We start from the raw sequence: 13,003 nt of genomic DNA on the forward strand, positions 1-13,003 counted from the left end.
CGCAGCAAAACCCCGTCCATAGTCTTTTGCAGCGCAGCAAGACCCGGTGCCACGGCGGCAGTCACGGTCGGTTCCCCCGAATCCGTCGGTCGTGGCGCAACACCCCGACCGACCTCAGGGCACCAGATCGCGCCTCGTGAGGTCGCCGCATACCCTTGCACGTCTCGCTCACGGACCGTGATCGCGGTGGCGCATGCCCGGACGCATGCCGCGACGGAAAGGCACATTCATGCCCGGCACCACATGGTTGGCGAAACTCCGAGCAGGGCTGGCCGCCTGCGGCTTGCTCGCCGTGGCCGCCTGCGGAGGGGCCACCAGCGACGACGGCGGACCCGTGAAGGTGTCCGTCTGGGCCTGGTACCCGGAGTTCAAGGGCGTCGTCGAGGCGTTCAACGCCTCGCACGAGGACATCCAGGTCGAGTGGACCAACGTCGGCACGGGACCTGACCAGTACGCCAAGCTCAAGACGGCGTTCACGGCCGGCAAGGGCGCGCCCGACGTGGCGATGGTGGAGTTCCAGCAGATCCCCACGTTCATCATCCTCGACGCCCTCGTGGACATGGGCGAGCACGGCGCCAACGAGGACAAGGACCTCTACGCCGAGTGGGCGTGGAGCCAGGCCACCGACGGCGAGAAGGTCTACGCGATCCCGGTCGACGGCGGCCCGATGGCGCTGATGTACCGCAAGGACCTCTTCGACCAGCACGGCATCCCGGTGCCGACCACGTGGGCCGAGTACGCGGACGCGGCGGTGAAGATCAAGGCGGCCGACCCGAACGCGCACATCGCCAGCTTCGGCAGCGACGGCGGCTGGATCAACGGGCTGATGTGGCAGTCCGGCTGCCGCCCGTACGGCTACTCGCAGGCCACCGCCAAGGACCAGGTGAAGATCAACCTGACCGCGCCGGAGTGCAAGCGGGTGTTCGAGCTGTACGGCGACCTGGTCGAGAAGGGCCTGATGGCCAAGGACCCGTTCTTCACCGCCGACGCGACCGCCGCGCTGGACTCCGGCAAGTACTGGACGTGGGCCGCGGCCGGCTGGACCCCCGGTTACGTCGCGGGCTCGCTGAAGAACACGGCGGGCAAGTGGGCCGTCGCGCCGATGCCGCAGTGGACTCCGGGCGCCGACGAGCAGGGCGACTGGGGCGGCTCGACGTTCACCGTCACCAAGCAGGCCAAGAACCCCGAGGCGGCGACCATCGTGGCCCGCGAGCTGTTCGGCAAGTCGAAGGAAGCCTGGGACATCGGCCTGAACAAGGCGTTCCTCTACCCGCTGGTGAAGGACGTCGCGGCGGACCCGGCGTTCACCGGCAAGGCCTACGAGTTCTTCAACGGCCAGAAGGTGAACGAGATCTTCGTGCCGGTGTCGAACAAGCTGGGCGAGTTCCAGTACACGCCGTTCCAGGACTTCGTCTTCGGCGAGCTCAACGACCGCAGCGCCGAGGCGATGTCGGGCAGCAGGTCGTGGGACTCGGTGCTGGAGGAGACGCAGAAGAACGTCGTCGCGTACGCCGAGCAGCAGGGCTTCAAGGTCGGCAAGTAACGCTCCCTCGGCCCGCCGCGGCGCCACCACGCCGCGGCGGGCCGGACCACCCCTCCCGTTCGGCCCAGTCAGGAGGTCCACCGTGACGCGGTCCATACCGATCACGGCACCCGCGGCGGAAGGCTCGCCGCCGCCCGCCGATCCGGTCGAGAGCCGGTCCCGGCGGAGGTCGCGCCGGGTCACCGCGCACCCGGTGGCCGGAGCGCTGTTCGTCCTGCCGTTCTTCCTCGTCGTCGTCGCGTTCCTGATCGTGCCCCTGGGGTACGCGTTCTGGCTCAGCCTGTCCAGCAAGAGCCTCGCCACCGGCGTGAAGTTCAGCGGTTTCGACAACTACGTGCGCGCGTTCACCGACCCGATGCTGCTGGACGGCCTGCTCCGGGTCGTCCTCTTCGGACTCGTGCAGATCCCGATCATGCTGGGCATCGCGCTGGCCGGCGCGCTCGTGCTGGACGCCGTCACGACGAAGTTCGCCCTGGCGTTCCGGCTCATCGCGTTCATGCCGTACGCGGTGCCGGCCGTGGTCGGCGCGCTCATGTGGGGCTTCCTGTACAGCCGCACGTTCGGCCCGTTCGCGGACCTGCCGACGCTCGTCGGTGGTGAGCCGATCGACTTCTTCAGCGCCTCGCTCCTGCTGGTGTCGCTGGGCAACATCGTGACGTGGGCGTGGACCGGCTACAACATGATCATCCTGTACTCGGCGTTGCAGGGCGTGCCGCGCGAGATGTACGAGGCCGCGGTGATCGACGGGGCCACGCCGGTGCAGGTCGCGCTGCGGGTCAAGGTCCCCGCGATCAAGCAGGCCATCTCGCTGGCCGCGATCTTCACCGTCATCGGCACCATGCAGTTCTTCACCGAGCCGGCGATCATGGCTCGGTTCGCGCCGCAAATCTCCGCCGGGTACACGCCGAACCTGTACGCCTACAACCAGGCGTTCGCGTACTCGGACTTCCACTACTCGGCCGCGCTCTCCTTCGCCTTGGGGTTCCTGGTGTTCGTCGTCGCTTACGCGTTCGTGTTCGTCAACCGTCGGCGAGGTGGGCGCAAGTGACCGCCGGCGGAGCTGGGTACCAGAGCAAGGTGAACACCCGACTGCCGCACCTGCTGATGGGCGTCGGCATCCTCTACTTCCTGATCCCGCTGCTGTGGGTGGTCATCGCGGCCACCAAGAGCCAGCCGGACCTGCTCGACAGCCCGGCGCTGTGGTTCGCCGAGTTCAACCTGTTCGAGAACATCGGGCAGCTGTTCCGCGAGGACGACGGCGTCTACGGCAAGTGGCTGCTCAACACGGCCCTGTACTCGGGGCTGAGCGCGCTCGGCGCGACCGCGTTGGCGGCTGCCGCGGGCTACGGGCTGGCCCGGTTCCAGTTCATGGGCAAGCGGTTGTTCGAGACCGCCCTGCTCGGCATGATCATGGTGCCGGCCACCGCGCTGGTGCTGCCGACGTACCTGATCCTGGCCGAGGTGGAGCTGGTCGACACGATGTGGGCGGTCATCCTGCCCTCGCTGCTGAGCCCTTTCGGCGCGTACCTGGTCCGCGTGTACGTGGACGAGAGCGTGCCGGTGGAGCTGATCGACGCCGCCCGCATCGACCGGGCGGGCGAGCTGCGCATCTTCTGGCAGATCGTGGTCCCGATGATGCGACCCGCGATCGTCACCGTCTTCCTGTTCACGCTGGTCGCGACGTGGAACAACTACTTCCTGCCGCTGGTGATGCTCAGCGACTCCAAGCTGTACCCGCTGACCGTGGGGTTGACCACCTGGTTCAACACCGCGCAGCAGGAGGCCGGCACCCGGATGCTGTTCAACCTCGTCGTGACCGGCTCACTGCTGGCCATCGTCCCGCTCGTCGTCGCCTTCGTCCTGTTGCAGCGCTTCTGGCGCAGCGGCGCGTCGGCCGGCGCCCTCAAGTAGGAGAATCGTGCTCAACGCCTCCCTGGTCCTCAGCCCCGACTACGTCATCGCACCGGTGCGACGCCGGCTCTTCGGGTCGTTCGTCGAGCACATGGGCCGCTGCGTCTACACCGGCATCTACGAACCCGGCCACCCGACCGCCGACGAGGACGGCTTCCGCGGCGACGTGCTCGACCTGACCCGTGAACTGGGGGTCGAGCTGGTCCGCTACCCCGGCGGCAACTTCGTGTCCGGCTACCGGTGGGAGGACGGCATCGGCCCGGTCTCCGACCGCCCGGTGCGCCGCGAACTCGCGTGGCACAGCATCGAGACGAACGAGGTCGGCATCGACGAGTTCGCCCGCTGGGCCCGCAAGGCCGACGTCGAGGTGATGTACGCGGTGAACCTGGGCACGCGGGGCGTCGAGGAAGCGCTCGACGTGCACGAGTACATGAACCACGAGGGCGGCACGCACCTGTCGGAGTTGCGCCGCGCCAACGGTTCCAAGTCGCCGCACGGCGTGAAGCTGTGGTGCCTGGGCAACGAGCTGGACGGCCCGTGGCAGCTCGGCCACAAGACCGCGCACGAGTACGGCCGGCTGGCCGCCGAGACGGCGCGGGCGCTGCGGCAGGCCGAGCCGGACCTGGAAATGGTGGCGTGCGGCAGTTCCAGCTCCTCCATGCCGACGTTCGGCGAGTGGGAGTCCACCGTGCTGGAGCTGACCTACGAGCAGGTGGACCACATCTCGTGCCACGCCTACTACGAGGTGCTGGACGGTGACGTCGACAGCTTCCTCGCCTCCGCGCTGGACATGGACCACTTCATCGACAGCGTGGTGGCCACGGCGGACGCGGTCGGGGCGAGGTTGAAGAGCAGCAAGAAGATCACGCTCTCGTTCGACGAGTGGAACGTCTGGTACATGAAGCGGTTCCAGGACGCGCCGCGCACCGAGTGGGAGATCGCGCCCCGGGTCATCGAGGACCAGTACGACGTGACGGACGCGGTGGTCGTCGGGAACCTGCTGATCTCGTTGCTGCGGCACAGCGACCGGGTCGCGGTGGCGTGCCAGGCCCAGCTGGTCAACGTGATCGCGCCGATCCGCAGCGAGCCGGGCGGCCCGGCGTGGCGGCAGACCATCTTCCACCCGTTCGCGTTGACCTCCCGGTTGGCGCGGGGACAGGTGCTGCGGGTGGAGACGTCCTCGCCGACGTACTCCACCAAGCGCTTCGGCGACGTCCCGGTCGTCGACGCGGTCGCCACGCACGACGCGGAAACCGGTGACACGGTGGTGTTCGTGGTCAACCGGCACCGGTCGGAGCCGGTGGACCTCAAGATCGGGCTCGCCGCGTTCGGCGACGTGACGGTGGCCGAGGCGTGGACGGTGCACGACGAGGACGGCGCGGCGACCAACACCGAGGCCGACCCGGACCGCGTCGTGCCGAAACCGCAGGCGGCCGACATCACCGACGGCACCCTGCACGCGGTCCTGCCGCCCGTCTCGTGGACCGCGGTGCGGCTGGCCAGGGCGTAGGGAGCGGCGGCACCGGTCAGGCCACCGAAGCGGGCCTGACCGGTGCGTCGCCCAGACACCGAGGTCAGGCGCCGACGTAGTCCGCCAGGTGCTCGCCGGTGAGGGTGGAGCGCTTGGCGACGAGGTCGGCCGGCGTCCCCTCGAAGACGATCCGGCCGCCGTCGTGGCCCGCGCCGGGACCGAGGTCGATGATCCAGTCGGCGTGCGCCATGACCGCCTGGTGGTGCTCGATGACGATCACCGACTTGCCCGAGTCGACCAGCCGGTCCAGCAGGCCGAGCAGCTGCTCCACGTCGGCCAGGTGCAGGCCCGTGGTCGGTTCGTCCAAGATGTAGACCTCGCCCTTCTCGGCCATCTGGGCGGCCAGCTTGAGCCGCTGCCGCTCGCCACCGGACAGCGTGGTCAGCGGCTGCCCCAGCGTGAGGTAGCCGAGGCCGACGTCGGCGAGCCGGTCGAGGACCTTGTGCGCGGCCGGTGTGCGGGCGTCGCCCGTGCCGAAGAACTCCTCCGCCTCCACCACGGACATCGCGAGCACCTCGGCGATGTTCCGGCCGCCCAGCGTGTACTCCAGCACCGACGCCTGGAACCGCTTGCCCTCGCAGTCGTCGCACGGGGACTCGACGGTCGCCATCACGCCCAGTTCGGTGTAGATGACGCCGGCGCCGTTGCACGTGGGGCACGCGCCCTCGGAGTTGGAGCTGAACAGCGCCGGCTTCACGCCGTTGGCCTTGGCGAACGCCTTGCGGATCGGGTCGAGCAGCCCCGTGTACGTCGCCGGGTTGCTGCGCCGCGAACCGCGGATCGCGCCCTGGTCGATCACGAGCACGCCCTCGCGGCCGGCGACCGAGCCGTGGATCAGCGAGCTCTTGCCGGAACCCGCCACACCCGTCAGCACGCAGAGCACCCCGAGCGGGATGTCGACGTCCACGTCACGCAGGTTGTGGGCGTCGGCCCCGCGCACCTCCAGCGCCCCGGACGGCGTCCGCACGGACGGCTTCAGCGTCGCCCGGTCGTCCAGGTGCCGTCCGGTGAGGGTGTCGGTGGCGCGCAGCCCCTCGATCGTGCCCTCGTACACCACCTCGCCACCGCCGGTGCCCGCGCCGGGGCCGAGGTCGACGACGTGGTCGGCGATCGCGATCACCTCGGGCTTGTGCTCGACCACCAGCACGGTGTTGCCCTTGTCGCGCAGCCGCAGCAGCAGAGTGTTCATCCGCTGGATGTCGTGCGGGTGCAGGCCGATGGTGGGCTCGTCGAACACGTAGGTGACGTCGGTCAGCGACGAGCCGAGGTGGCGGATCATCTTGGTGCGCTGCGCCTCGCCGCCCGACAGCGTGCCCGACGGCCGGTCGAGCGACAGGTAACCCAGCCCGATGTCCACGAAGGAATCGAGCGTCCGGCGCAGCGTGAGCAGCAGCGGTGCCACGGACGGCTCGTCCAGGTCGCGCACCCAGTCGGCGAGGTCGCTGATCTGCATCGTGCACAGGTCGGCGATGTTCTTGCGCTTGATCTTGGACGAGAGGGCTTCCTTGGCCAGCCGCGTACCGTCGCACTCGGGGCAGGTCGTGAACGTCACCGCCCGCTCCACGAACGCGCGGATGTGCGGCTGCATCGCGTCGACGTCCTTGGACAGGAACGACTTCTGGATCTGCGGGATCAGGCCCGCGTACGTCAGGTTGACGCCCTCGATCTTGATCTTGGTCGGCTCCTTGTGGAGCAGGTCGTGCAATTCCCTCTTGTTGTACTTGCGGATCGGCTTGTCCGGGTCGAAGAAGCCGCAGCCGCGGTAGATGCGGCCGTACCAGCCGTCCATGCTGTAGCCGGGGACGGTGAGCGCGCCGTCGTTGAGCGACTTGCTGTCGTCGTACAGGGCGGTCAGGTCGATGTCGTTGACCGAGCCCATGCCCTCGCACCGCGGGCACATGCCGCCGAGGCGGTTGAACGTCGCCTTCTCGGCCTTCGTCCTGCCGCCGCGCTCGACCGTGATCGAGCCGCTGGCCCGCACCGAGGGGACGTTGAACGAGTACGCGTTGGGCGGGCCGATGTGCGGCTTGCCGAGCCTGCTGAACAGGATGCGCAGCAGGGCGTTGGCGTCGGTGACGGTGCCGACCGTGGAACGCGGGTTCGCGCCCAGCCGCTCCTGGTCGACGATGATCGCGGTCGTCAGGCCTTCGAGCACGTCCACCTCGGGCCGCGCCAGCGTCGGCATGAAGCCCTGCACGAACGCGCTGTATGTCTCGTTGATCATCCTTTGCGACTCGGCGGCGATCGTGCCGAACACCAGGGAGCTCTTGCCGGAGCCGGAGACGCCGGTGAACACCGTCAGCCTGCGCTTCGGGATCTCGACGCTGACGTCCTTGAGGTTGTTCACCCGGGCGCCCTGCACGCGGATCAGGTCGTGGCTGTCGGCAGCGTGCGACGGCGTCTCGGTCCTCGTGGCCTTGCTCATCGTTTCTCCATCATTCTCTGTCCGTCGTGGACCGGGACCGGGTGGCCGGCGCACGCGGATCCGGTGCGCGCGGCCGTCGCCAGTGGACTCAGGCGACTTCCTGGATGCGGACCATGTTGCCCGCCGGGTCGCGGAAAGCGCAGTCGCGGATGCCGTACGGCTGCGAGGTGGGTTCCTGGACCACCTCGACGTCGTGCTCCTGGATCTTCTCGAACGTGCCGTCGAGGTCGCGGGAGGCCAGCAGGATCCAGCCGTAGGTGCCCTTGGCCATCATCTCGGTGATGAGGCGGCGCTCGTCGTCGGTGATGCCGGGGTCGGCGGCCGGTGGCGCGAGCAGGATGGACGTGTCGGGCTGCCCGGCGGGGCCGACCGTGATCCAGCGCATCTTGCCCTGACCGACGTCGTTGCGGACCTCGAAGCCGAGGACGTCGCGGTAGAAGGCCAGCGACGCGTCCGGGTCGTCGTGCGGGAGGAAGCTGGTGTGAATGGTGATGTCCATGGCGAGGACGCTAGGTGAGGCTCCGGGCCGGCGCTTCTCGATTCCTGACCGGTCGGGAGACCTGCCTCTCGACGCACGACGGGATGCCCGCCGTCGGGGACGCCTCCTGGCGGCGGTAGGCGCTGGGAGGCATGCCGACCAGCTCGGTGAAGCGGGTGCTGAACGTGCCGAGCGACGAGCAGCCGACCGCGAAGCAGACCTCGGTGACGCTGAGGTCGCCACGCCGCAGCAGCGCCATCGCCCGCTCGATGCGACGGGTCATCAGGTACGAGTACGGTGACTCACCGTAGGCACGTCGGAACTGGCGGCTGAGGTGCCCGGCCGACATGTTCACGCCTCGGGCCAGCGCCTCGACGTCCAGCGGCTGCGCGTGGTCGCGGTCGATCCGGTCGCGGACGCGCCGCAGCAGGGCGAGGTCGCGCAGGTGCTGCGTCGCGGCGGAGGTGCTGGTCACCTGCTCGATCGTGCCACAGAGGACCGGGCGGAGCAGGGCCTTGGTGCGTCGACTACGAGCTGTCCCCCGCCTCGCCGGGGTGGACCCGGCACCCGCCGACGACCCGCACCGCACCGGGATCACCGAGCGCAACCTGGCGGCGGTCTGGTCCAACTACGAGGCCCTTGGCCGGCGGCGACTCGTCTACACGAACACGGTCAGCCTGGTGGAGGAGGCCACGATCCGGGAACGCCTCGCCCGCCGGGAGATCGGCTCCCGACTCGCGCCGCACATCGAACGGAGCGTCAGGATGGCCCGCCTACTGGCCGACGAAGCCCGACCCCACACCGTGCGCATTGCGACGGACGGCAAGTCGGTCGAGGAAATCGCCACGAGGTCCTGCTGGCCACCGGCTGGTGACGCTCACCGGAGCTGGGTGCGCCGGGCGGCGCCCTTCGGGGTGAACGCGAACCCGTCGGCGAACGACGTCCCGCCGCAGCGTGCCGCGAGGAGCAGCGGCTTGGCGTGGACCGAGGGCATGACGCCGGCGTGCCGCTCGCCCATGACCCGCTCGGCCGCGTAGCCCACGCCGGTGGGGACGGACGCGGACCGCACGCGCAGGGCGTCCTGGGAGCGCCGGCTCCCCGCCGTACATCCCCGGCCGGCGGACGGCCGAGTTCAGAGTCCCGAGAGGTACGCGCGGACGTCGTCCACCGCGCGGCCCGCGCTCACGGCACGGAAGGCGGCAGGTCGAACGGGGGGAAGTGCTCGGGGCCGACGAACGACGTGACCTCGCAGACCCGGTCGTCGCGCAGCGTCAGCACGTTGATCGCCCACGCGAGGTGCGTCCCGGCGCCCTCGTCCCACATGTAGCAGCCGATGGCGGGCTGGCCGTTCGCGCTGGTCGGGATGTGCCGCCACGGCGCGCAGCCGCCGATCGGGACGCGCACGACGAAGTCCGCCACCGCCTCGATCCCGTGGTACCAGTGCGGCAGCGGGGGCATCGACCAGGTGACGTCCTCGGTCAGCAGCGCGACCAGGGCGTCCGCGTCACCGCGTTCCAGCGCGGTGGAGAAGTCGGTCACCACCTGGCGCAGGCGGGCGTCGCCGATCCGGCGCAACGTCCGCTGCTGCGTGCTCGAAGGGACCTTCTCGGTGACGATCCGGCGAGCGCGGGCGAGCGCCGAGTTCACCGACGTGGTCGAGGTGTCCATCATGGCCGCGATCTCGGCCACCGAGAACCCCAGCACCTCGAACAGCAGCAACGCCGCCCGCTGGTTGCCCGGCAGGTGCTGCAGCGCCGCGACGAACGCCAGCTCGACCGACTCCCGCCGCGTGTAGCTCCCGTCCGGCAACCCCGAGTCCGGGTACGGCCCGAGCCAGGCGACGTCCGCCACCGGCGCGTCCCCGATCACCGCCCGCTCACTGGACGGTCCCAGGTCGACCGGCAGCGCCCGCCGTCCGCGGCTCTCGACGCTGTCCAGGCACGTGCGGGTCGCCACGGCGTACAGCCACGAGCGCAACGAGCTGCGCCCCTCGAACCGGGCCAGCCCCCGCCACGCCCGCAGCAGCGCGTCCTGGAGCGCGTCGTCCGCGTCGTGCGTGGAGCCGAGCATGCGGTAGCAGTGGGCGTGCAGTTCCCGGCGCAGCGGCTCGACCAGGCGGGTGAACGCGTCGCCGTCGCCCTCCTGCGCCCGCGCCAGGTCGGGTTCCGCGGAACTCGTCGGAAAAACTTCGCTCACGAGCGACGATTCTGCCCCAGTCCGGGAGTCACCACCTCAGAACGAGCACTTCAGACCTGTTCCAGGAGGATCCCGATGAGCCAGACCGCCGCCACCGACACCCTGCGCGTCCCGGACGCGCTGCTGCACTACGAGGTGCGGGGCCAAGGCCCTCTCGTGGTGCTCGTGGCCGCCCCGATGGACGCCAGGTCGTTCGAGCCGCTGGCCGACCTGCTCGCGGTCGACCACACCGTGCTCACCACGGACCCGCGCGGCATCTACCGCAGCAAGGTGGACGACCTGGACCGCGACTCGACGCCCGAGCTGCGCGCCGACGACCTGGCCCGGCTCATCACCCACCTGGACGTCGGACCGGCGGTTGTCCTCGGCTCCAGCGGCGGCGCGGTCAGCGTGCTGGCCCTCGTGCAGGCGCACCCGGAGCTGGTGCGCACGGTGATCTCGCACGAGCCGCCGCTCGACCAGCTGGTGGAGGACCGGGAGGAGCTGCTGGCGCGGACCGACGAGATGATCACCACCTACCTGGCCGGCGACAGCCTGGGTGCGTGGCGGCAGTTCATGGCCATCGCCGACATCCGGATGCCCGAGGAGGCGCTGGAGCACATGTTCGGCGGTGAGCGCGACCCCCAGGACCTCGCCGACGAGCACTTCCAGTACACGCGCATGCTGCGGCCGACCGTCCACTGGGTGCCCGACTTCGACGCGCTGCGCGCCGCGTCGACCCGGATCGTGGTCGGCATCGGCGAGGACTCGGGCGGCGAGCTGTGCGAGCGCACGTCGATCGCGCTCGCCGAGGGGCTCGGCATCGAGCCCACCCGGTTCCCCGGCGGTCACATCGGCTTCGCCGACGACCCGGACCGGTTCGCGACCCGGCTGCGCGAGGTCCTCAACGAGGGGTGAGCGGCGCCCGGCGGTGGTCGACCAGGACGGACAGGCCGGCCACCGCCAACCCGGCCAGGCTCAACGCCACGCCCACCCACGCGGTGGACGTGTAGCCCCAGCCCGCGCCGATGGCGAGGCCGCCCAGCCACGCGCCCGCGCCGTTGGCGATGTTCAGCGCCGAGTGGTTGGACGACGACGCCAGCGACGGCGCGTCGGGTGAGGCGTCCATCAGCCGGACCTGGAGCGCGGACGCCAGGACCTGCGACACGAGTCCGATCAGGAACACCGTGCCGAACGCCATCACGGGGGAGGTGGCGGTCAGCGCGAACACCACCAGGACGACCGTCACCGCGGACATGGCGCCGAACACCGTGCCCATGACCGACCAGTCGACGAACCGCCCGCCGACCGTGGCGCCGATCGTCATGCCGAGCCCGAACACGGCCAGGATCCACGGCACGGCGGCCGAGGACAGGCCGGTGACCTCGGTGGTGAGCGGCGAGATGTAGGAGTAGACGGCGAACATGCCGCCGAACCCGATCATGCCGGTGACCAGCGCGAACCACACCTGCGGGCGGCGGAAAGCGCGGAGTTCGGCGCCGATGCCGGCGTTGCGGGGAGCGGGGACGCGGGGCAGCCACCGGGCCACCGCCAACGCCGTCGCGAGCGCGATCACCGCCACCGCGAGGTAGGCGACCCGCCACCCGATCCGCTGACCGGCGGCGGTGACGACCGGCACGCCGATCAGGTTGGCCAGCGTCAGCCCGACCATGATCCGGGCGACCGCCGTGCCACGCCGTTCCGGTGGCACGAGGGTCGTGGCGACCACGGCGGCGATGCCGAAGAACGCGCCGTGCGGCAGACCGGCCACGAACCGGGCGGTCATCAGCAGGACGGTGTTCGGCGCCAGGGCGGACAGGCCGTTGCCGAGGGCCAACGCGATCGTGAGGGCGATCAGCAGGCCCTTGCGCGGCAGCTTGGCGGCCAGCCCGGCGATGAGCGGCGCGCCGACCACGACGCCGAGCGCGTAGAAGCTGATCGCGTGGCCGGCGGTGGGGATGGAGATGCCGAACGTGTCCGCCATCTGCGGCAGCAGGCCCATGGTGGCGAACTCGGTGGTGCCGATGGCGAAGCCGCCCATGGCCAGCGAGGCCATCGCCGGGCCACCGTTCGTCCGGCGGGTCGCGGTGGACTCGGCGGTGGACCCGACCGCGGTCGCCATCATGCTGCGCTCCTGTCCTCTGTCCCGAGTCGACAGTGACCGCGCGACTTGATTAGCTACCGAAACGATTTTAACGGCCACGCCGCGACCGCTCGCGCGCGCGATGCGTGCCTCTGCTCACAGATCGTCCGCGGGTCTGGATCAGGTGCCCGACCGGGGGTTGTCCAGGGCGGCGTCGTAGAGCCGGGACGCGTGGAGCCGGGACGCGCGGAGCGTGGTCGTCAGGCGCGCCGGGCTTGCGCAGGACGCTCAGCGTCACCACGAACGCGGCGGCGAGCAGGGCGGCGGCGATGGTGAAGGCCACGTGGTACCCGGCGGTCAGGGCGACGGGCGCGGTGGCGCACGAGCCCAGGTCTTCCCGGGTGCGGCTCCGTCCACCGGGACCGTGGTCTGCTTGAGCATCGCCCCGAACCGCAGCGCCAGCCCGGCCGGCAGCACGGTCCGTTCGCCGGACCGCGTGTTCGGCCGCGCCGAGAGGAACAACGACACCCCGCCGATGACGACGGCCGCCGGCCAGGCCCGCACCCCGGTCGGACGGCAGCGCGCGGATCGCCAGGAGGATCGTGGCCACGCCGATCGGCAGGTTGATGAAGAAGATCCAGTGCCGGCTCAGCGCGTCGGTGAGCACGCCGCCCAGCACCTGCCGATGGCCGCGCCGGCCGCGCCGGTGAAGCGGTTGCAGACGATCTACGTCGGACTCATCTGGTGCCCTCGCGGGCCACCGATCTCGGCCAGCGCCGCCGCCATCCGGGTGCGCAGCACGTGACCGGCGTGGTCGAGGAGGAACGACAGGTCGGACTCGGTGCGGGCTGGGGCCA

General features: G+C 70.4%; 12 protein-coding genes. 7 read left to right on the forward strand and 5 right to left on the reverse strand.

Going from position 1 to position 13,003, the window contains the following annotated elements:
• Positions 1-229: 229 nt before the first annotated feature.
• The 4 genes from ACRAKI_RS10230 to arfA all read left to right on the forward strand — a co-directional run bounded on the left by ACRAKI_RS10230 (position 230) and on the right by arfA (position 4,964).
• On the forward strand, positions 230-1,543 hold the full coding sequence (locus ACRAKI_RS10230; RefSeq protein ID WP_447006811.1) for an ABC transporter substrate-binding protein: 1,314 nt from the start codon (positions 230-232) through the stop codon (positions 1,541-1,543).
• A gap of 82 nt (positions 1,544-1,625) precedes the next feature.
• Complete coding sequence (locus tag ACRAKI_RS10235; protein ID WP_447006812.1) at positions 1,626-2,591, forward strand: carbohydrate ABC transporter permease; 966 nt, start codon at positions 1,626-1,628, stop codon at positions 2,589-2,591.
• Between the two features lie 29 nt (positions 2,592-2,620).
• A complete protein-coding gene (locus ACRAKI_RS10240; protein WP_447006813.1) occupies positions 2,621-3,454 on the forward strand; it encodes a carbohydrate ABC transporter permease in 834 nt (277 codons plus the stop codon).
• A gap of 7 nt (positions 3,455-3,461) precedes the next feature.
• Positions 3,462-4,964, forward strand: coding sequence for an arabinosylfuranosidase ArfA (arfA, locus tag ACRAKI_RS10245; RefSeq protein ID WP_447006814.1), 1,503 nt, complete (start codon positions 3,462-3,464; stop codon positions 4,962-4,964).
• A gap of 64 nt (positions 4,965-5,028) precedes the next feature.
• Here the strand turns inward: arfA and ACRAKI_RS10250 are convergent, their stop codons facing one another.
• The 3 genes from ACRAKI_RS10250 to ACRAKI_RS10260 form a co-directional block, all read right to left on the reverse strand.
• Positions 5,029-7,410, reverse strand: a complete 2,382-nt coding sequence (locus tag ACRAKI_RS10250) for an ATP-binding cassette domain-containing protein (RefSeq protein WP_447006815.1) — start codon at positions 7,408-7,410, stop codon at positions 5,029-5,031.
• Between the two features lie 88 nt (positions 7,411-7,498).
• Positions 7,499-7,909, reverse strand: a complete 411-nt coding sequence (locus ACRAKI_RS10255; RefSeq protein WP_447006816.1) for a VOC family protein — start codon at positions 7,907-7,909, stop codon at positions 7,499-7,501.
• Positions 7,910-7,919: 10 nt separating this feature from the next.
• A complete protein-coding gene (locus ACRAKI_RS10260) occupies positions 7,920-8,363 on the reverse strand; it encodes a helix-turn-helix transcriptional regulator (RefSeq protein WP_447006817.1) in 444 nt (147 codons plus the stop codon).
• Positions 8,364-8,406: 43 nt separating this feature from the next.
• Here ACRAKI_RS10260 and ACRAKI_RS10265 point away from each other — a divergent pair, with 43 nt between their 5' ends.
• Positions 8,407-8,925, forward strand: a complete 519-nt coding sequence (locus tag ACRAKI_RS10265) for a hypothetical protein (protein ID WP_447006818.1) — start codon at positions 8,407-8,409, stop codon at positions 8,923-8,925.
• Between the two features lie 145 nt (positions 8,926-9,070).
• Here the strand turns inward: ACRAKI_RS10265 and ACRAKI_RS10270 are convergent, their stop codons facing one another.
• The gene (locus ACRAKI_RS10270; RefSeq protein WP_447006819.1) at positions 9,071-10,084 is read right to left on the reverse strand and encodes a sigma-70 family RNA polymerase sigma factor; all 1,014 of its coding nucleotides are present in this window, start codon (positions 10,082-10,084) and stop codon (positions 9,071-9,073) included.
• A 75-nt stretch (positions 10,085-10,159) separates the two neighbouring features.
• On the opposite strand from ACRAKI_RS10270, the gene ACRAKI_RS10275 reads away from it, so the two are divergent.
• Positions 10,160-10,981 (forward strand): alpha/beta fold hydrolase, encoded by an 822-nt coding sequence (locus tag ACRAKI_RS10275; protein ID WP_447006820.1) that lies wholly within the window; start codon positions 10,160-10,162, stop codon positions 10,979-10,981.
• Here the strand turns inward: ACRAKI_RS10275 and ACRAKI_RS10280 are convergent.
• Positions 10,968-12,188 (reverse strand): MFS transporter, encoded by a 1,221-nt coding sequence (locus ACRAKI_RS10280; RefSeq protein WP_447006821.1) that lies wholly within the window; start codon positions 12,186-12,188, stop codon positions 10,968-10,970. The genes ACRAKI_RS10275 and ACRAKI_RS10280 overlap by 14 nt on opposite strands.
• 391 nt (positions 12,189-12,579) lie before the next feature.
• On the opposite strand from ACRAKI_RS10280, the gene ACRAKI_RS10285 reads away from it, so the two are divergent.
• Positions 12,580-12,951, forward strand: coding sequence for a hypothetical protein (locus tag ACRAKI_RS10285; protein ID WP_447006822.1), 372 nt, complete (start codon positions 12,580-12,582; stop codon positions 12,949-12,951).
• The last annotated feature ends 52 nt before the right edge of the window (positions 12,952-13,003 follow it).

The sequence above is a fragment of the Saccharothrix isguenensis genome (genome assembly GCF_052936305.1).

Coding starts and splice junctions, on each gene's coding strand:
- ACRAKI_RS10275 (WP_447006820.1), top strand. CDS start 10,160: ATGAGCCAGACCGCCGCCACCGACACCCTGCGCGTCCCGGACGCGCTG.
- ACRAKI_RS10280 (WP_447006821.1), bottom strand. CDS start 12,188: ATGATGGCGACCGCGGTCGGGTCCACCGCCGAGTCCACCGCGACCCGC.
- ACRAKI_RS10250 (WP_447006815.1), bottom strand. CDS start 7,410: ATGAGCAAGGCCACGAGGACCGAGACGCCGTCGCACGCTGCCGACAGC.
- ACRAKI_RS10230 (WP_447006811.1), top strand. CDS start 230: ATGCCCGGCACCACATGGTTGGCGAAACTCCGAGCAGGGCTGGCCGCC.
- ACRAKI_RS10255 (WP_447006816.1), bottom strand. CDS start 7,909: ATGGACATCACCATTCACACCAGCTTCCTCCCGCACGACGACCCGGAC.